Origin of the sequence: Shewanella sp. SR44-4 (assembly GCF_014163715.1) — a bacterium.
Lineage (GTDB): Bacteria > Pseudomonadota > Gammaproteobacteria > Enterobacterales > Shewanellaceae > Shewanella.
Genome location: NZ_JACJDU010000006.1, coordinates 23,076 through 41,504, shown reverse-complemented (window position 1 = coordinate 41,504; position 18,429 = coordinate 23,076). Strand labels below are relative to the sequence as shown.

General features: G+C 42.0%; 12 protein-coding genes and 1 pseudogene. 4 read left to right on the top strand and 9 right to left on the bottom strand.

Annotated features, from left to right (window positions below):
* Nucleotides 1-54 precede the first annotated feature (54 nt).
* Nucleotides 55-987 (top strand): DUF808 domain-containing protein, encoded by a 933-nt coding sequence (locus H5125_RS04605; protein ID WP_101087612.1) that lies wholly within the window; start codon nucleotides 55-57, stop codon nucleotides 985-987.
* Nucleotides 988-1,151: 164 nt separating this feature from the next.
* On the opposite strand, the gene H5125_RS04600 is transcribed toward H5125_RS04605, so the two are convergent.
* The 5 genes from H5125_RS04600 to trmY form a co-directional block, all read right to left on the bottom strand.
* Nucleotides 1,152-1,547: a DUF805 domain-containing protein gene (locus H5125_RS04600; RefSeq protein ID WP_101087613.1), complete on the bottom strand. Its 396-nt coding sequence runs from the start codon at nucleotides 1,545-1,547 to the stop codon at nucleotides 1,152-1,154.
* Nucleotides 1,548-1,719: 172 nt separating this feature from the next.
* Nucleotides 1,720-4,182 (bottom strand): glucan 1,4-alpha-glucosidase, encoded by a 2,463-nt coding sequence (locus tag H5125_RS04595; RefSeq protein ID WP_182743658.1) that lies wholly within the window; start codon nucleotides 4,180-4,182, stop codon nucleotides 1,720-1,722.
* A 337-nt stretch (nucleotides 4,183-4,519) separates the two neighbouring features.
* Nucleotides 4,520-6,079 carry an MFS transporter gene (locus H5125_RS04590; protein WP_182743657.1) on the bottom strand — a complete coding sequence of 520 codons (1,560 nt, stop codon included), beginning with the start codon at nucleotides 6,077-6,079 and terminating at the stop codon, nucleotides 4,520-4,522.
* 398 nt (nucleotides 6,080-6,477) lie between these two features.
* Complete coding sequence (locus tag H5125_RS04585; protein WP_182743656.1) at nucleotides 6,478-8,571, bottom strand: glycoside hydrolase family 97 protein; 2,094 nt, start codon at nucleotides 8,569-8,571, stop codon at nucleotides 6,478-6,480.
* 223 nt (nucleotides 8,572-8,794) lie between these two features.
* Nucleotides 8,795-9,391, bottom strand: a complete 597-nt coding sequence (gene trmY, locus H5125_RS04580) for a tRNA (pseudouridine(54)-N(1))-methyltransferase TrmY (protein ID WP_162022952.1) — start codon at nucleotides 9,389-9,391, stop codon at nucleotides 8,795-8,797.
* Nucleotides 9,392-9,681: 290 nt separating this feature from the next.
* On the opposite strand from trmY, the gene H5125_RS04575 reads away from it, so the two are divergent.
* Nucleotides 9,682-10,152, top strand: coding sequence for a GNAT family N-acetyltransferase (locus H5125_RS04575; protein WP_182743655.1), 471 nt, complete (start codon nucleotides 9,682-9,684; stop codon nucleotides 10,150-10,152).
* A gap of 172 nt (nucleotides 10,153-10,324) precedes the next feature.
* On the opposite strand, the pseudogene H5125_RS04570 reads toward H5125_RS04575, so the two are convergent.
* Nucleotides 10,325-10,524: pseudogene (locus H5125_RS04570) on the bottom strand (delta-class carbonic anhydrase); the annotation flags it as partial.
* A 90-nt stretch (nucleotides 10,525-10,614) separates the two neighbouring features.
* On the opposite strand from H5125_RS04570, the gene H5125_RS04565 reads away from it, so the two are divergent.
* Complete coding sequence (locus H5125_RS04565; protein WP_182743654.1) at nucleotides 10,615-10,857, top strand: YecH family metal-binding protein; 243 nt, start codon at nucleotides 10,615-10,617, stop codon at nucleotides 10,855-10,857.
* A gap of 419 nt (nucleotides 10,858-11,276) precedes the next feature.
* Nucleotides 11,277-12,590, top strand: coding sequence for a coproporphyrinogen III oxidase family protein (locus H5125_RS04560; protein WP_162022954.1), 1,314 nt, complete (start codon nucleotides 11,277-11,279; stop codon nucleotides 12,588-12,590).
* A gap of 104 nt (nucleotides 12,591-12,694) precedes the next feature.
* On the opposite strand, the gene H5125_RS04555 is transcribed toward H5125_RS04560, so the two are convergent.
* The 3 genes from H5125_RS04555 to H5125_RS04545 all read right to left on the bottom strand — a co-directional run bounded on the left by H5125_RS04555 (nucleotide 12,695) and on the right by H5125_RS04545 (nucleotide 18,374).
* Nucleotides 12,695-14,683, bottom strand: coding sequence for an alpha-amylase family protein (locus H5125_RS04555; protein ID WP_259395394.1), 1,989 nt, complete (start codon nucleotides 14,681-14,683; stop codon nucleotides 12,695-12,697).
* Between the two features lie 179 nt (nucleotides 14,684-14,862).
* Nucleotides 14,863-16,782 carry a glycoside hydrolase family 13 protein gene (locus H5125_RS04550; protein WP_182743652.1) on the bottom strand — a complete coding sequence of 640 codons (1,920 nt, stop codon included), beginning with the start codon at nucleotides 16,780-16,782 and terminating at the stop codon, nucleotides 14,863-14,865.
* A 68-nt stretch (nucleotides 16,783-16,850) separates the two neighbouring features.
* A complete protein-coding gene (locus tag H5125_RS04545) occupies nucleotides 16,851-18,374 on the bottom strand; it encodes a tryptophan halogenase family protein (protein ID WP_182743651.1) in 1,524 nt (507 codons plus the stop codon).
* Nucleotides 18,375-18,429 lie beyond the last annotated feature (55 nt).

Below are 18,429 nucleotides of genomic sequence, written 5' to 3'. Positions count from 1 at the left end.
TCAAACATGTGTGTAATTCCTGCTATTCAATTGTTTTTAAAGGATAAGTTTTTTATGGCCGGTGCCAGTTTATTAACCCTATTAGATGATATTGCGACTATTCTGGATGATGTGGCGGCAATGAGTAAAGTGGCTGCACGCAAAACTGCGGGCGTTCTGGGTGATGATTTAGCCTTAAATGCACAACAAGTGTCGGGTGTTGCTTCTGATCGTGAACTGCCTGTGGTATTTGCGGTGGCGATGGGATCATTTAAAAATAAAGTGATTTTAGTGCCGATGGCCATGCTGATCAGCGCATTTATTCCATGGGCTATAACGCCTTTATTAATGTTTGGTGGTTTGTTTTTATGTTATGAGGGCTTTGAAAAAGTCTATCATTCACTAACACATAAGCGTGCTCCTGTGATTGATGACGATGCGGTAGTCGCCAAAGCAAAAGCGGATATCGAAGATTTAGCCGCATTCGAAAAAGAAAAAATAAAAGGGGCTATTCGTACCGATTTTGTCTTATCGGCTGAGATCATCGCTATTAGTTTAGGTGTTGCTGCACACATGGATCTAATGGGGCAATTTTTAACCTTATGTGTGATTGCCATTGTGATTACGGTAGGGGTATACGGTTTAGTAGCAGGGATTGTTAAAATCGATGATCTTGGTTTGTTTCTGGCTCAGCGTAAGCCAAGTGGAATAGGGCATAAATTGGGTTTAGGATTAGTATCTGCTGCCCCTTACTTAATGAAGGTCCTGACATTTGTCGGCACTATTGCCATGTTTATGGTCGGTGGCGGTATTTTAACTCACGGAATTCATGTGGTGTCTGAATGGATTGTGCATGCAGAAACGCTGGTAAGCCAAGTGAGTGTTGTTGGTGACGTTTTAGGGCTATTAACCCCAAGCGTGTTGAATGCACTATTTGGTGTTGTTGCTGGTGGTTTGGCGGTATTATTGATGAATGGTGTGACCAAGTTACTGCCTGCAAAAGATTAGTTACTGCCTGCAAAAAACTAGTTAATGCCAGCAAAAAGTTAGTTAATCCAAGTATTTGTTGTGGTAAGCAATGATGGGTAAAAACATACGAAAAAAGCATAGTCCATGACTATGCTTTTTTCGTGGTATTGACGATAACGACGATGTTAATAAGTCTCTTAGGACTAAACCGTTAAATTATCGGGACTGTCTGGATTTGGTACTGTTTTTGGATTTGGCCCATATTCGTTGTCATCTTTACTGTTAAAGCACATCACAACCAGTAAAATTAATATGCCAAGTAATGGAATAAATATCAATAATAACCACCAACCAGAATGGTCTGTGTCGTGTAAACGACGGACACTCACTGCGATACTTGGGATCATGATGGCGAGTGAATAAATTGAGCTTAATACCCCTGCACCGTAGACGTCGCTGTAAAAACCGACACCCATGTCTAATAGCGTCAGTACGATACTGATCACCGCACTGATTAATCCAAACATCCAGTATTCTTTACGACGTGCACGGCCGCTAAAATCAAAATACTGCTTCAATACTTTTACATACCAATCCATTTGTTGTTCCTTAACGTTAACTTTTATTAATCCGGTGTATTTGTAACAAGATAGTGTTGAATTAACAAGGATTTGTTTCAAAATACACACAAAAAATAAAACCGTTGTGAGTCACAACGGCTTATTGAACAAGCTAATACAGTGCTATCAATACACTGTGATTAATACAGTGCTATTTAGCGAGTGTTTGTTGTACAACAGGGTAAAAGTCCCATACTTTTTCATCGGTCATCGAACGCACCAATTTAACGTATTCAGCATGAGTCCACGCTAGCGGTGTTGCTGAGTTGGTGCCTTGGCCCATTTTGTAATTATAACGAGTCTCATTGCCTACGCCGTCCCAAGCTTGCTCAGGTAACATTAACCCTTGGTTAGCAAAGGTTTCCATGCCTTGAACATAGGTATTGATTAATACTTTCTTCGTGTCAGGGGTTAAGGTGTCGTTCGCTTTTGCTAAGGCTAATTCGTAATGACCGCGTTCACCGGTAAAGAAAGGCCATACTCGACCTCGTTGATTTACGGTGTCGCCTTTTTCTGCGTAGCTAAGACCTGTGACTGTGTCTTCACCATATCCATCGTTACCATAGCGGCGATATCCTGGTACTTTACTGCCATCTTTGGCGGTAAATTGGTATTTAACTCGTAAGTTATCTTCAAGACCTTGGTTGTCTATTAGCATGACGCTGTTTTTAATAACAGGGTCTTGGGCGTTAACCACACCATAACGGACTAATTCTAAAAAACCACCATCGAGGATCATGCGCTGATCTAAACCAGGTTTACCATTGTTATCGATGAGTTTATCGGTGTTATTAGGGTTACCATTTGGGCTAATGCGAACATAGTAAGGCGCAATATTACCTTTGGCATCTGTTTCACCTAATAAGCCAGTGGTGGTGACCATCGTGGTTTCAAGCTGACTTTGAAGCTTACGTGCTAAATCGGCATACTCAGGTGCTCGTTCATCTTTGGCTAGCGCTCCAATATCACTGGCAGCCACTAAACCGGCAATTACGGCTGCAGTTGTGGATGGAGAGAATCCTGCTTGTTCTTCCCAGCGTTCTTGTTGAGTACTAGGAGGGTTAATTTCAGTGTCATTCCAATCCAGTTTTACGTTACCGCCTTTAACTAAAAAGTTAGCGGCTGGTTTAAGAATGTCGTTGTACCATTGTGTTATTTCTGCATCGCTAAGCACACCTGCTTGCCACAGTTTCCAGCCGAGCATGATTGGCATAGCGGTTTGATCTAACTGCACGCCAACCCATTCAATTTCACCATCGACATGGGTTTTCTGTAAAAACCATCCAGGTGTACCTGCAAAACCAGGTGTTTGTTGTTGTACTTGAACCTGCTTTAAATATTCAAAAGCCACTTTTGGTGTTTGAGTATCGCCCATGGCTAAAAATGCCATTGCACATTGGTAAAAATCACGTGGCCATACGGCTTTATAGCCTGTGCTACCGACTTTAGCTGAAACGGTGTCGCCCCAAGGATTTGAAAGTGATGCGATTAACGCACCAGCATGGGTTTTATCTTCTTGAGCTTTTAACACTAAGGCGCTGGCATAGAGTAACTTACCGTTATCTGTAGTGTTGCTGCTCATGTCATTTAATGGCTTCAGCGAGGCTAAGTAATCTTTCCAGCCAAGATGTTTATCGTCGCCTAAATACGCTTGTTTAACGGCGTCATAACCCGCATCTAATGTCGCTTGAGTGGTGGCTAAGCTGCTTGCTTTGTCTTTACCAAAACCAATAACCAAATTAAAGCTTAGGCTGTCATTAGCATTGGTGAGGGTAGGGTATTGTGCGGTTAGGGCGACGTTGCCGCCTTGATTGGTGTCGCTAGTGGTTTGGTAATGAGAGTCAAGTTTACCGTTATCTTGTAAATCGACAATACCATCTGATGTGCCGACAAACCCAGCGCTTGCAGCGACAAAATCAACATCTGTTTTAACGGTCATTACCGTTGAATTAGTGTCGCTGGTGTAAGCCACTAGCGATTGGCCTTCAACACTAGCAATGTCATTTGAACCACTGTTATCAATGTGCGGATTGACATAAAGGTGTGGCGTAATGCCAGCCTCAAAAGCAGTAAAGGTGACTTTCATCATCAAGCTATTTCTATCGGGATCGGTAAAAATATGTTTTTCTATTTGGTATTTACCTTCAACATCTTTATTAATGACTTTATAAGCCAGCGATAATGGTCGTCCCATATCATCGGTATCTAAATACTCAATAGTGCTGATAGTGTGGTCTTTTTCAGTATCGACAAAGCCATTGCCAGAGATAATAAATTGCAGTTCTTTAAGCTGGGCATTGTGAATAAGGCCAAACATGGTTTCGGTTAATACGCCTTGAGCTATCGAAAACCACACTTTACTGACAGGGTTTGCAGCTGTGTCTTGATAATGGCCGTTAACATAGGGCTCATAAGATGTGCCTATACCAGTTTTTCCTGAGAAAGCCCAAGTAGGTTCTATGCCCGGCGTACCGGGTGCGACGTTAATAACCTGAGCTTGTGTGTTTACTTGAGTATCAGCTGGTGAGCATGCACTTAAGGCTAGTGCCATCAGACTAGTTGTGACAGCTTTCGCTATGATGCTGTGATGCGTGAGTAAATGTGGTTTTAACATGGAATTCCCCAAAATAATGATCTTAATTTAGGGCCTGTTGATCTTTCAAGGTTGTTTTTGCAGCAAATTGTTGGTCATTTGTACAAGGCAGAGACTTTGTGGTGTAGTTATTCTACATAAAAAGTCGATAACGCAGTAAAAATGACCAACAAACGCTGCCCGAAAGGTTCGGCTAAAAACGTTTTACTCTTTGTTGAGTTACTCTTCGTTAAGTAAAAGTAGCTTAGATTGCTAGGCAGCAATCCGCTCGCCTCGATTAAAACGTTTTTATCTCGAACAAAATTTAACCTGCAAAGATCAACAGACCCTAGTTACCAGTGACAAAGACTGGTAATTCTTATTGTGTTTGCTTGTCTTGATCGACAAATAACACCGCAATGCCCGACAACATCATAAATATCCCGCCTAGTACTAACGCGTAAATAGGTTGTCCATCAAAAAATACCTTAAGCAATAAGCCAAGAATACTGGCCGCTAACAGCTGTGGGATCACAATGAAGAAGTTAAAAATCCCCATGTAAACGCCCATTTTTTTCGGGGGTAACACACCTGATAACATGGCGTAAGGTACCGATAGAATGGATGCCCAAGCAAAACCAACGCCAATCATCGGTATCCACAACAGGTTAGGGTTTTCAATAAACATAAAGCTGATGAGACCCGCACCGCCAATAAACATGTTGATGGTATGGGTGAGCTTAATGCCGACGGCTTTGGCTAGAAACGGAATAATAATCGCAGCAATTGCAGCAAAGCCGTTATATGACGCGAATAAGATACCGACCCAATCTGCACCATCATTATAGGCTTGTGATACCACATCAGTGGTGCCGTAATGGTACGAAGTAACGGCCGCTGTGGTGTAAATCCACATTGCAAATAGGGCAAACCAAGCAAAAAACTGTACCAGCGCTAGCTGACGCATGGCTTTAGGCATATGAAACAAATCATCGACAACATTAAACGTCATGCCTAAGCCGTCGCGTGTTGCTGACGATTCAGCGTTATTGTTTGACAGTTTGGCTAACTTACGCGAGCAGTAAAGTTGCAGTGGTCCGAAGGTAAAAATACCCAAACTTAAAATATAAAGTTGCTTATCTAGGTCTAGGCTTACAATTGCGAGAGTGAAAATGGCGCCAATCGCCATCCATATAATGGCACCATGTTGATATTGTTTGACTGTACGCGTATTGGCGTTAGTGTCTTGTGCATCAGTAGTGTCTTGTTGATGAAATTCAGCCAATTGCTCTGGAGAGTATTCTTTGGTTGAAATAATGGTCCAACCCACGGCCAACATTAGTACCGCGCCACCAAAGTAAAATGCATAGCGTACAGAGTCGGCAATTTCGCCCGCTGGGGCGGTATTTTCGACATCAAATACATTGGTTAAAATATATGGCAAGGCAGATGCCACCACCGCACCAATACCAATGAAAAAGCTCTGCATTGCATAGCCTTGGGTACGCTGGTTTTTGGGAAGATTATCGCCGACAAAAGCGCGAAACGGCTCCATGGCGATATTGATTGAGGCATCCATAATCCACAACATACCCGCAGCAATCCATAACGTAGGTGAGTGCGGCATGATAAATAGCGACAATGTGGTTAATACCGCACCAATTAAAAAATAGGGGCGACGACGGCCTAATCTATTCCAGGTGTTATCACTTAAATAACCGATGATAGGTTGTACTATGAGACCCGTGAGCGGTGCGGCAATCCATAAAATGGGAATATCATCAATGGATGCTCCTAGAGTTTGAAAGATACGGCTGACATTGGCGTTTTGCAGTGCGAAACCAAATTGGATCCCCAAAAATCCAAAACACATATTGAAGATTTGCCAAAAATTAAGCTGCGGTTGTTGGGTGACGTTTTTATAATTATTGTCAGACATGTGACATCCTTTTTGGTAAGTCGTTGTGCTTACTTCTTTTAATTTTATTGCTTATGGAGAATTCGTTGGTAACCATTACGTTGGCTACGTTACATATTAATAGTTAAAAAAATGGCGAATACGCATCTCCCTAAGACGGGTATTCGCCAAAACCTACGCTTTATCCATTAGCGACTTTCGTCAAATAATCAGTGGATAAAGTTAATCAAGGTACTCTAAAGCTGATGGTCTCCATGGCCGAAGACACACCATAAACGACCTAAACCATTCCATCCTGCAATTAGAAACGAAATAGCATGTTTTATAGTATCCTCGAGCTTGTTCTTGGTACAACTGACTACATACGTATTCATGCTTTGTGAGCAACCTAATGCGAACACTTATGTAACATTCTAGCGTTACAAGGCTTTAAAACGAATCGCGGTACCCCCACTGGCTGCGAGGTTAAGTGTCAGCGCGTCTTTTGCAGTAACGATTTTGGTTTCAATCACGTAATCATAAGGGTTTGTTAGCCAATCCGCTTTATCACCGTCACGATAAATTTGGGCTTGGTAGCGTTTCCCTGACGTGAGGAAGTCTAATTTTAGCGTCAATTTCCGTGATTCTTCATCTGTTAATGCGCCTAGATACCAGTCTTCTGCACCGCGCTGTTTTCTTGCAAAGGCAACATAGTCGCCAACTTCACCTGCAAGGGCGATACTGTCGCTCCAATCTGTTGGTACATCTTCAATAAACTGGAAGGCATCGAGACGTTGCACATAGTTACGCGGTAAGTCTGCAGCCATTTGAATAGGGCTGTACAACACGACATACAAGGCTAATTGCTTTGTGAGTGTGGTTTTTACGCGGTTAACCGCATCTAGACCTTCAGGCGCTAAATTAAAGATCCCAGGGGTGAAGTCCATCGGCCCAGCCAGCATACGGGTATAAGGTAGAATTGCTGTATGTTCTGGAGTATTAGGTGGGCTTCCCCATGCATTAAACTCTTGGCCTCGAGCGCCTTCGCGTGCTATCCAATTTGGATAAGTACGACGTAGACCGGTATCTTTAATCGGCTCGTGAGTATTAATGCTAATGCCACGTTTTGCGGCTTCGGTAACGCTATGTAGATATTCGTTAACCATAAATTGGCCGTCGTGCCATTCATGGCGCACTATACCATTTTCATCAACGCGCTTAATGTCACCACCGTCTGCTACGTAACCGGTTTTAACTTGAGTCACGCCATGTTTTTGATATAAATCATAAGCATCACTCATTTGATTTCGGTAATTAGTCACTGAACCTGAGGTTTCATGATGACCAATTAAACGGACATTTTTATTGTGACCGTATTGTGTAATCTCATCGATATTAAAATCAGGGTAAGCCTTCGTAAAGCTGAATACATCGCCGTTATCGAACCAACTACCATCCCAGCCTTCATTCCAACCTTCTACCAATACCCCATCAAACCCATATTGGGCGGCAAAGTCCATATAACGCTTAGTTTCGCTGGTGGTCGCACCATGCTTAGGGCCGCTTCCCCAGGTGTTTTCATTGAGGTGCATTCCCCACCAAATGCCGACGTATTTACCCGGTTGCACCCAAGACACATCACCTAGTTTATTGGGTTCATTAAGATTAAGGATAAGATCTGAGTTAAGTAAACCTGGGGCATCTTTAGCAATTTGAATCGTACGCCAAGGTGTTGAAAAGCCAGGTTGAGTCTTCACTCGAATACCATCTGACCAGGGGGTTAAATCAGCACGTAAAATACCGTCACGCCCTTGATTAAGCACCATTGCGGCATAATCGGTGAGGGCGGCTTCATGGATGCTTAAATGCACGCCATCAGCCGTTCTAAAAGTCATAGGTGTGTGGGCTCTGTCGATTTTATCAAGTGAGGTTGTACGGTATAAATATTCGTAGCGGTTCCAGCCGCGCCCGGGGATCCACCATGCGGTTGTGTGTTGTGGATCTGGGATGGCAAATTCAGTCAATTCATCGGTAATATCGAGTTTTGGTGTGTTAGCCAACCCGGTTTGTTTTGGCACTAGGTAACGAAAGCCAATACCGTCATTAAATGCTTTAAATTCGATATCGAAGTCAATTTTGCCGTTACTCAGAGTGGCGACCACGCGGTTGTAATGATCGCGGATATTTTCACGTTCACCCCAAGGTTGCTGCCATGTTTGGTCTACGCTGCTGTTAGTCACATGTTTAATGTTAAAATCAGTACCTAATTCACCTACCTGTTGAAATACCAACCCTAATTTACTTGGGTTGATAACAATATTGTCATTAAATTTTACTTGGTATTCAGGACGGCCATTATCATCGGTCAAGCTGATGTTGATGTGCTTGTCAGGCGAGGCGACATTAATGGTTTTAGCTTGAGCGAGACTGGGAATGGTTGATAACGCGACAGCACAAGCTACTGCGATAACATTAAGTGCAAAGTGTGACTGTGTGGATAGCGGATTTGCTCCGTTAAATAAAACGCGCGCCATAGTATGTCCTTGTTGATTATTATTTTATCTTTAGAACAAGTAATATATGACGCTTTTCGTTTATACAGCAAAGATTTGCATACGTATTCAGTGTGCCAAGCAAGTGCTTGAAGTGAAATTACGCAACAATTTTATTACCCCACGAACAATGATTGGCTCAGGGTTGATTACTTGACTCAGACATTGTTCACCAACACTTTATCCTTTACGCAATCGTATTAATTTACAATCTCATGTCCAATTCATTGTGTATTAACACCACGCATTGTGATGCAAACAACATTTTGGGCCCCAAGTTTATATGCTGGGTACCCAGGCGTTTAAGACTGTTAAAGCTCTTTTTAGGCATAGGAATATGATCGGTCAGTAAAAAACACGGGTTAGCAGCAAACTCGATATCACGTACTGGGGTGCCTTTTTTCTCTAACATATACAGCTGATAATCTTCCGCTAACTCTTGCACCAGTTTTTCAAAACTCACAGTGCGCACTGTGATACCTGCTTCAACTTCACGTAACTGTTCTTTCGCCATGCCTTTAGATGTCGTTAAAGCTTTAGCAATTTTATGGGTTAAGTTTTGCTCATGGAAGCCGCCAATATGACCTAACTCACTTGAACGGAAACAGATGGTGCGAGAAAAATCGAGGGTGCTTTCTAACACTAAATACACCACTACATCGTCGCGATGTGATTGGGCGACAAAAATGGTATTCATCAAAGTGTGAGCTAAAATTTCAGTGTGGGCCGATTGACCAATACCTGCCAAAAATTGTTGGCTATCAACGGGAGCTGCTCTGGCTCGAACTACAAAAGCGCGCATGGGGAAATCCTATTAGAGGTAAATTAAACATGAAGCGGATAACGTAGTCGAATAATCAATCAGTTACTGCGCATAGCATTATTATTGCAGTTTTGAGCTTGGCTGTAACGCGATTAATCTAATGGTTGAGTTTTAGATTGCACAGACTAGTGCTATTGAGCAATACAGTTGTTAAAACAAGCGCTAAGCGTTATGTTATTGATAATGAAGACGTGTGATTTATTCAATTATTGGTGCTGGTCACCAAACCCGTAAATTACATTCATGAGGTCACTAATTCAAGGTCATTTATGATGAAAATCAGGAAAGCGCTAGAGTCTGACGTTCAATCTATTTACAGCATGAGAAACCGAGCTATTATTGAAAAATGCACCGGCTTTTATAGTTCATCGCAGTTGGCACTATGGACACAAGGCGACATTTCAGCAGCATTGATTAATGATATTGTAGCGAACTTCTTTGTATCGGTATTCAAGGATCGTGTTATCGGATGCGGTAAAGTTAATCTCGAAACTGGCATGATAGACGCTATTTTTGTCGATCCTGACCATTCTGGCCAAGGGGTCGCAAAGTTCATGTTGGTTTTTCTGGAAGAGTTAGCCTTGGATAATGATCTGAAATTATTACAACTTGAATCTACACTGAACGCAGCGTCATTTTACCGTGCCTGTGGTTTTGTTGGTGATGAAGTATCGACTTATCATTCGCCAAGGGGAATTAGTTTGGATTGCATTCCGATGCGAAAATTGCTTAAAAACTAAAGCATCAATTATCATTCTGCAATTGCGGTAACAGTCATAACCCCTTAATCACCGCCAAATAAATAGCAAAGTCCATAATTATAGACAGTTATCTACAAGATGTAATCCAGAAGTTCACAGATCTGCTATCTGTGACTTCTCATTTCATCAGCTAAAGTTCGGCGAATCGCAGTTACTTGATTTCTGCAAGTAGCGCTGGGTTAGTGACTAAGTTTCTCACACCAAGAGCGTTTTCTCCTTGAAAATGTTACCCACACACCACTTGCCCACAGTGCTAACATTCACTTTAACCCCTTTAGGGCGGACACTCCAAGACACTTGGAATGGTGATCCTTTTTCATTATAACCAAGGCCTGTTGTTGAACCATTATACTGAATCAAATCTTGTGTGTGAGATCGATATTTATAATTAAAAAATACGTTATAAAGTACAAATAAATTACATCTTTAATTGGAGATACTATGTCTGGATCAGTTCACGGTCATCAAGTTATGCAAATGATGCTAACCCACGGCTCAGCGTTAACAAAACAAGAACTTAAAATGATGATGCAAACTACATTTGGTGCAGATACTCGTTATCATACTTGCTCTGCAACAGAGATGGACGCTGAGATGCTGATTGAGTTTTTAGAGGGCAAAGGTAAGTTTATTCCCAGTGACGGCGGTATTACCACTGCAGCAGATAAAATTTGTAATCACTAAATTAATCAAGATGACAATATGTGGCTTAGCACTAGTTGGTTCTAGATAAGCCTAATGTAAATATAATTTACCATACACTCTTCAATTTCACTCACTAACTCTTCAGTGTTGATTTCTGGCTCGGATAAATCCATTTCACCAATTAAGCACACAATCCCCTTTGAACCGTTGAATTTCAATATGTGATCAACATCAAACTTTAACAATAGGAAGGCTCGTATTGTGTAGATAAAGGTAAAGGTGTGGTTATACATATAAATATAGATTTTCTAATTACGCAATCTAATCACGCAATCTAATATCACACAAATAATCGCTGTTAAATAGCACACTTACGCAGATACTCAGGATTGGCTGAAGCCCATTCTGCTGATTTAAATACTCATGCCATTGGCAGTATCTAAGACTAAGGCCAACTCATGAACACATTCTTTTCGTCCTCAAAGTTGAATATTGCCACAAGCAGCCTTGACTGGGTTATGGGCCAAACCATAAGACATTCATTAAATCTGCAAGATGCTGTAGCACTTGATGAATTACAACAGCTGATTGTGCCAGACAAGCCGATTGAAACGCTTTATATCCACATTCCTTTTTGTCATACCTTGTGCCGTTATTGCTCGTTTCATAAAATTAAATTTAATGAACCAGTAGCCCGAGAATACTTTAAGGCGCTGAGACAAGAAATCCGCCAAGTGCTTGCCAAAGGATTTCGTTTTAATCGGGTGTATATCGGCGGTGGCACCACAACTATTTTAGAAGATGAGCTGATCAAAACAATAGAGTTGATTAAGTCATTAACATCAGTACGTGAAGTCACTTGTGAAAGCGATCCTATTTACTTTAAAAATGGTCAGCCGCATTTGCTTAACGGTTTGGTCGACCGAATGTCGATTGGAATACAAAGCTTTGACGATAAGATTTTAAAAGCGGTTGGTCGTTTTGAAAAATTTGGCAGCGGTTTACAACAAGCTGAGTATGTTAGCCGCGCTATCGAGATTATCCCTACGGTTAATCTCGATATGATGTATGGCTTTACCATGCAAACACCGCAGACGGTGGCGAACGACTTGGCTCAAACCATTCGTTTACGTCCAGATCAAATTACCACTTATCCGTTAACCATTGGCATTGGTAAAAATCGCAAAAAAGCCGGTTGCCTTGCTGGCGAACCTGAAGCGTTATGGCCACAGTTTTTAGCGGTAAAACAAGCGTTAGCTGAACACTATATTATGGAGTTTCCGTGGACCTTTAGCCGTAATTTTGGTCAGCCAGTTGAACATAAATATGTATTAGATGGTGAAGACTGCTTCGGTGTCGGTTCAGGCGCATTTGGCCGCTTTGGGGAGCAATTTAGAATTTCCAGTTTTAATATCCCAGATTACATTAACCGTATCAAAGCAGGACATAGCGGCACTTGTTATACCAAACCATTAAAAACCAAGGCACTGTCACAGCATTATTTAATGATGATGATGGGCTGCGGCTTACTGGACAATCGACAATGTAAAGCCTATACCGGCAAGTCTTTGTGGCACGCATTCCCGTTAGAAATGAGTTTTTTAATTTCAGCTGGAGCACTGAATAAGCAGGGTGATAATTATATCACTACGGTTGAGGGCCAGTTTATAGCGCTAAAAATGTTTTCAGGCTTTTTGTCTGGAATGGATTTTTTACGCGAACAGGCCTGTGGATTGCCCTTAAGCGCAATTGAAACGATGCCGAATATTTAGTCTGTGCGTTATCGATAAACGTTTAAAAAAGCCACAGGTAAGCATATCTGTGGCTTTTTAATGAGATACTTTTTTACATAAACTAAACAATTATAAGTATCAGTTTATGCCTTATTGGCGACGTTAAGAATAACAGACTGCAAAGGGGCTAATTCAATATCAACACTGGCGCTGCCATCTTTGTGTAAAATGAGTTGTTGATTCTGTGGGGTACTTTTCAGCAAATCTGTCAGCTTTTTATTACTGCTAATTTGCCACGTTTGTATCAGTGTGTTTGGTAACTGAAGGGTAAATTGTTTGCTGTGGCTTTGACTGAAATTACTGACAATGATCAATTGCTGTACTTCGTTAAAACGGCTAAAAGCAAATACGCTGTCGTCATAGCCTTTAAGCTTATTTTGGCGTTGTAGGCTATCGAGTTCCCTGTACTCACCGCTTAGCGCAGTAGCAGTGTGGCTTAAGTTTAATAACGTTTGATAATAACCGCGTAATGTCTTTTCATCGCTTGTGGACTGTCCGCCATCAAACTTGCCGTTGTTCATCCAGCGTTGATGAGCCGGTACGCCCACATAATCAAAAATACTGGTGCGGGTCGGTTGTCCAAAGCCTGCATTTTCAGCGCCTGATTCACCTACATCTTGGCCAAAATATAGCAAAGTGGGTGAGCGACTTAAGGTTGTAGACACCACCATCGCTGGTAGGGCATTAAATGGATTGCCGGCAAAGTCGATGGTGTTGATGCGTTGTTCGTCGTGGTTTTCTAAAAAATGCAGCATGTGCTGATCGATGTCACTGACTTTGGCTTGAACTGTCGCAATGGCTGCAGTGCTAGCTTTACCTTGAATTATGGCTTTTAAGCTGTCATATAAATCGACTTTGTCGTACAAGTAATCCATTTTACCTAAATGAATATAATCGCGGTATAAATCGGGGTTATACACCTCAGCCAGAATAAACGCATTTGGGTTGGTGTGCTTGATGTGGCTATTGAGGTAGCTCCAAAACTCTACTGGTACCATTTCAGCCATGTCGTAGCGAAAACCATCTACGCCTTTGGCTAGCCAATATTGCGCAATGTGCTCAAACTTACGCCATGAATCTGGAATGTCATCAGTCGCTTGTGCTTGCCAAAAGGCTAAATGCTCGGCTGCGCTTTTGTTTGCATATTCTTTTGGCAGAGCAGGGAAGTCATGGCTACCATCGGGTTTGACTCCATAATTTATTTTAACGGTTTCGTACCAATCGTTGGCATCGGGCTTGGCTAAACGTGAGCCATTGCCGGTCCATTTAGCCGGTGACTCGGCAAACTTTCCATCAATGAGGGAATGTGTTTCGCCGCCTAATGGCAGATAACCATCCGATGCTTGTGGGACTTGAAAGTCTTCACCGACTACATAATAGAAATTGTTGTGTCTACTATAGGTGTTAGTTTTATCGTCGTTAGCACCAAAGTCTGGCTCGCCTTTTGGCGCTGAAATAGAATGATAATTGCGCGCGACATGATTAGGTACGATGTCGATGATGACTTGCATACCACTGGCATGGGTGCGGTCGATTAATGCTTCGAATTCTGCCAATCGATTAGCCGGATTATCCGCTAAATCTGGATTGACGTTGTAATAGTCTTTTACCGCATAAGGTGAGCCCGCACGGCCTTTGACGACATCAGGATCATCATTACCAATGCCATAAGCCGTATAGTCATTGACCAACGCATGATGTGGTACGCCGGTATACCAAAGGTGAGTGGTGCCTAATGATTTTATATCTTGTAATGCCACATCGGTAAAATCACTGAATTTACCTACGCCATTTTCGGCTATAGTTCCCCAAGCTTTGTTGGTAGTATTGGTGTTGCCATACAGACGAGTGAATACTTGATATACCACAGGTTTGCCTGTTGCAACAGTTTGACTTGTTTGAGTAACTGATACGTTTTCGTTATCGTTTTTTACCGCAGTATCAGTTTGTTCAACGCTATTGGGTTGGCAAGCGCTTAATCCTAACCCCAGTATACAGGCTAGTACCAATGCCTTTGGGGTCGGTGAAGGTAGGCGAAGTTGGCTTACTAACGGTTTAGTGATGGGGCGCATGAGTCTCTCTTTTATTATTTTTATGAGAGTGATTCTATTGGAGAACATAGAACCACTCCTTAATGTCAAATAACTGAACGTATCTGTATCTAAACTTTAGAGCGTAAATTCCAACGTCTAAATATTCGACTCTAAATATTCGACTCTACATATTCGAGTCTACATATCTGTGATAAAAATCAATGGCTCAGTTTAAGAATCGTGACACCTTTATTGGCCAAGGTAAGCGGCTTAGATAATGAGTACGTGTGTTTGTTGATAATATCAACGCCAGCAGTGTTGTCATTAATAGCAGGTTTAAAACGTTGTAAATCAAGCTCAATGGCTTGGCTGTTTTTATTGTAAATGATCAGTAACGTTTCATCGCCTTGATGACGACTTTGAACATAAACACCGTCTTTTGGCACAAAGTGCTGCAACTTACCTTGTTGAATCGCTAATGAGTTTTTACGGTAATTTAATAATGTACGTACGAAGTTAAGTGCTTCGGTTTGTTGTGCATTCAACCCTTTACCCGTAAACACATTGACACTGTCTTGTGGCCAGCCACCAGGAAAATCTGCGCGTACAGCGCCGTCGTTACGGTCTTCTGTAGGACTTTGCATGACTATTTCTGAGCCGTAAAATATTTGTGGGATTCGGTTGCTGGTCAGTACATAAGCCATGGCCATTTTGTACAGTGCAATGTCGTTTTTCATTAAACTGTAAATACGGTTAGTGTCGTGATTACCTTCAAATAACACTAACTGGCTTGGATTGGCATACACCACGTCGTTAGCCAACATTTGGTAAAGATCGATAAATCCAGCGCCCCAATCTTCCTCTTTGGTTAAGCTTGCTATAAGAGAGTCATACAACGGAAAATCCATCATGCTAGGTGCAAAAGATTGATAACCATCTGCATTTTTCTTTCCAGCTTGCCAGTAGCTTACCGTCACTGGGTTACTACTCCATTCTTCACCAACAATATTAAAATGCGGGTATTCATCCATAATGGCCTTTGACCATGCTGTTAGAAAATCTTTGTCAGCATAAGAGTAGGTGTCTTCGCGAATACCGCTCAGCCCCGCGTATTCAACCCACCAAATGCTATTTTGAATTAAGTATGTTGCCATGTGCGGATCGCGTTGATTGAGATCTGGCATAGTGACGTCAAACCATCCATCACTAAAATCGACCGTGTCTGCATTCACAGAGTAAGGATCTTGTACGGTAGTGCGTCTATGGCTTGAATAGCTAACATTTGTAGGGTCTTTCACCCAACGTGATTGACCATTAATCCAAGTGTTACTCGGCATACTGCTCATCCATTTATGACCGGAGCCCATGTGATTAACAACCACATCTTGGATGATGCCAATGCCAAAGGTTTGCGCTTCTTCTACCAAGGCTTGGTATTCTTGATTGCTACCAAAACGAGGGTCTATTTTATAAAAATCTGTGGTGGAATAACCGTGATAAGAATATTTTTGTTGGTTATTTTCAAGCAAAGGATTAATCCACAACTGAGTCACGCCTAAATCATGCAAGTAGGGCAGTGCTTTGCGGATCCCCATAATATCACCACCATGGCGGCCGTCATCAAAGCTTCTATCGGCTTTTTCAAGCATGTCTGGGTGGTTATCATTGTCGGGATTACCGTTAACAAAACGATCTGGAGTGATTAAGTAAATCACATCTTTATTACTAAACCCTTGGCGATCGCGTGAACCTTTTTGACGGGTTTGCAGCTCATAATCAAATTGATCAACTAATTGGTCGTCTTTATATAGACCCAAAGTAAGTTGTTGTGGTTTAGCTTGGCTTAAGTCCAAATTAACGAATAAATGGTCGTTACTGTCGGTTTTATCAACGCTGCTGAGCGTGACACCTTCAGCCTTGATTAATTTCACTTGGGTGTCACGAATGTTATCGCCAGCAATCAACAGTTGTAACGTAGGTTGTTGCATACCCGCCCACCATGACATGGGCTCGACGTTAAGTGCGGCATTCACCGACATGGCGCTGACACTGAGCGCACAGCCTAATACTAAACGTGATGCGAGCTTGCTGATGCGATGTTGGCCTAGGGGCGTTGGGTGTGAGTAATGTGATGACATGATTACTAGTCCTGTTTTATGTAATTTATTTTTATTTTGTTAACGCATTATTACTTTTTATCAAATACTTAAATTTTTTCGATATAGGTTTCATGGGTCGGCATTTGCTTCACCGTGCTGGCAATGACCTTACGGATATTAGTTAAGTAGTCGGTTAAATCGACTTGGGTGACCGCTTGGGTAAGTGGATGATAATCTGCAGGAATAATGCCTTGCCCTAACATGACCTGGATCCAGGCCGCTTCGGTAAAGAGTTCATCTTGATGCCGAAAAACCGTTGCCGTGGTGGTAAATAAATCTATTTTACGTTGTAAGCTTGCGGGAATATCCATGTCGCGACATTGCTGCCATAAACCGTGTTCACCGTCGGCAGATTGTTTAGAATTAAGATGATAGTGCAAAATAATAAAGTCGCGAATTTGCTCAAACTCTGTTTGTGATTGGCGATTAAACTCATCAATGTGCTGGGGTTGAATGCCGTTTCGGGGAAATAATTTGGTTAAACGAATGATAGCCGATTGGACTAAATGTAAGCTGGTGGACTCTAAGGGTTCTAAAAATCCGCTCGATAACCCAATAGCAACACAGTTTTTATGCCATTGCTTGACGCGCCTGCCTGTGGTGAAGTTGATTTTACGTGGCTCGGCTAACGGTTTTCCGTCTAGGTTGGCTAATAAATGCTGCTTAGCTTGCTCGTCGCTCATATGTTGGCTGCTATACACAATGCCATTGCCAGTGCGATGTTGCAGTGGAATCCGCCATTGCCAACCAGCATCGTGGGCGGTTGCTTTAGTGTAAGGAATGACAGGAGAAGAACTTTCAGATGGCACGGCATATGCGCTGTCACAGGGGAGCCAATGCTGCCAGTTTTCGTATTCTACCCCTAATGCTTTTTCAATTAATAAAGCAGAAAAACCTGAACAATCAATAAATAAGTCACCACTAATACAGCGACCATTTTGTAAGGTGATACTGTCTATCGAGTCATCATTGGTGAGTTGAGTGCTGGTTATAGTGCCTTCTATTCGAGTGACGCCACGTTGTGTGCTGTATTGGCGAAGTAAGTTGGCGTATAAGCTGGCATCAAAATGATAGGCATGGGTGATACCACTCATCTGCGCTTGAGCAATACTTTGAATAGGTTGGAATTTATTATTTTTAGCGGCCTGATAATTAAGCGAGTATTGCCAGAAATCTTTAGCGCTAAACGTACTTTGATTTTGTTGGCCACAATGAGCTTGTGCGCTGAGCCAATAATGATGAAACGAGGTAAAGCCTAAGTCACGACCAATATTGCCAAAAGCGTGCATGTAAGCATCGCCTTGTTGGTGCCAGTTTTCAAACTCGATGCCTAATTTATAGGTTGCTTGGGTCGCTTTAATAAAGTCTTTCTCGCTGATGCCTAATACGCTGTTAAATATCTGCAGGGGCGGAATGGTGGCTTCACCCACACCTATAGTGCCGATGGTGTCAGATTCAATGAGAGTGATATTAAGTTGTGTTTTAAACAATTTGGCTAACATGGCTGCGGTCATCCAGCCCGACGTTCCGCCACCTACAATGACAATGTTTTTTATTATTGTTTGATCCATTGTTATCGCCTTTTATCTCTTGTTATTTGTATTCAGTATCAAAAAATAAAAAAGC

Excerpts from the sequence above, each read along its gene's own strand:
- H5125_RS04605 (WP_101087612.1), top strand. The coding sequence starts at position 55 with ATGGCCGGTGCCAGTTTATTAACCCTATTAGATGATATTGCGACTATT.
- H5125_RS04600 (WP_101087613.1), bottom strand. The coding sequence starts at position 1,547 with ATGGATTGGTATGTAAAAGTATTGAAGCAGTATTTTGATTTTAGCGGC.
- H5125_RS04595 (WP_182743658.1), bottom strand. The coding sequence starts at position 4,182 with ATGTTAAAACCACATTTACTCACGCATCACAGCATCATAGCGAAAGCT.
- H5125_RS04590 (WP_182743657.1), bottom strand. The coding sequence starts at position 6,079 with ATGTCTGACAATAATTATAAAAACGTCACCCAACAACCGCAGCTTAAT.
- H5125_RS04585 (WP_182743656.1), bottom strand. The coding sequence starts at position 8,571 with ATGGCGCGCGTTTTATTTAACGGAGCAAATCCGCTATCCACACAGTCA.
- trmY (WP_162022952.1), bottom strand. The coding sequence starts at position 9,391 with ATGCGCGCTTTTGTAGTTCGAGCCAGAGCAGCTCCCGTTGATAGCCAA.
- H5125_RS04575 (WP_182743655.1), top strand. The coding sequence starts at position 9,682 with ATGATGAAAATCAGGAAAGCGCTAGAGTCTGACGTTCAATCTATTTAC.
- H5125_RS04565 (WP_182743654.1), top strand. The coding sequence starts at position 10,615 with ATGTCTGGATCAGTTCACGGTCATCAAGTTATGCAAATGATGCTAACC.
- H5125_RS04560 (WP_162022954.1), top strand. The coding sequence starts at position 11,277 with ATGAACACATTCTTTTCGTCCTCAAAGTTGAATATTGCCACAAGCAGC.
- H5125_RS04555 (WP_259395394.1), bottom strand. The coding sequence starts at position 14,683 with ATGCGCCCCATCACTAAACCGTTAGTAAGCCAACTTCGCCTACCTTCA.
- H5125_RS04550 (WP_182743652.1), bottom strand. The coding sequence starts at position 16,782 with ATGTCATCACATTACTCACACCCAACGCCCCTAGGCCAACATCGCATC.
- H5125_RS04545 (WP_182743651.1), bottom strand. The coding sequence starts at position 18,374 with ATGGATCAAACAATAATAAAAAACATTGTCATTGTAGGTGGCGGAACG.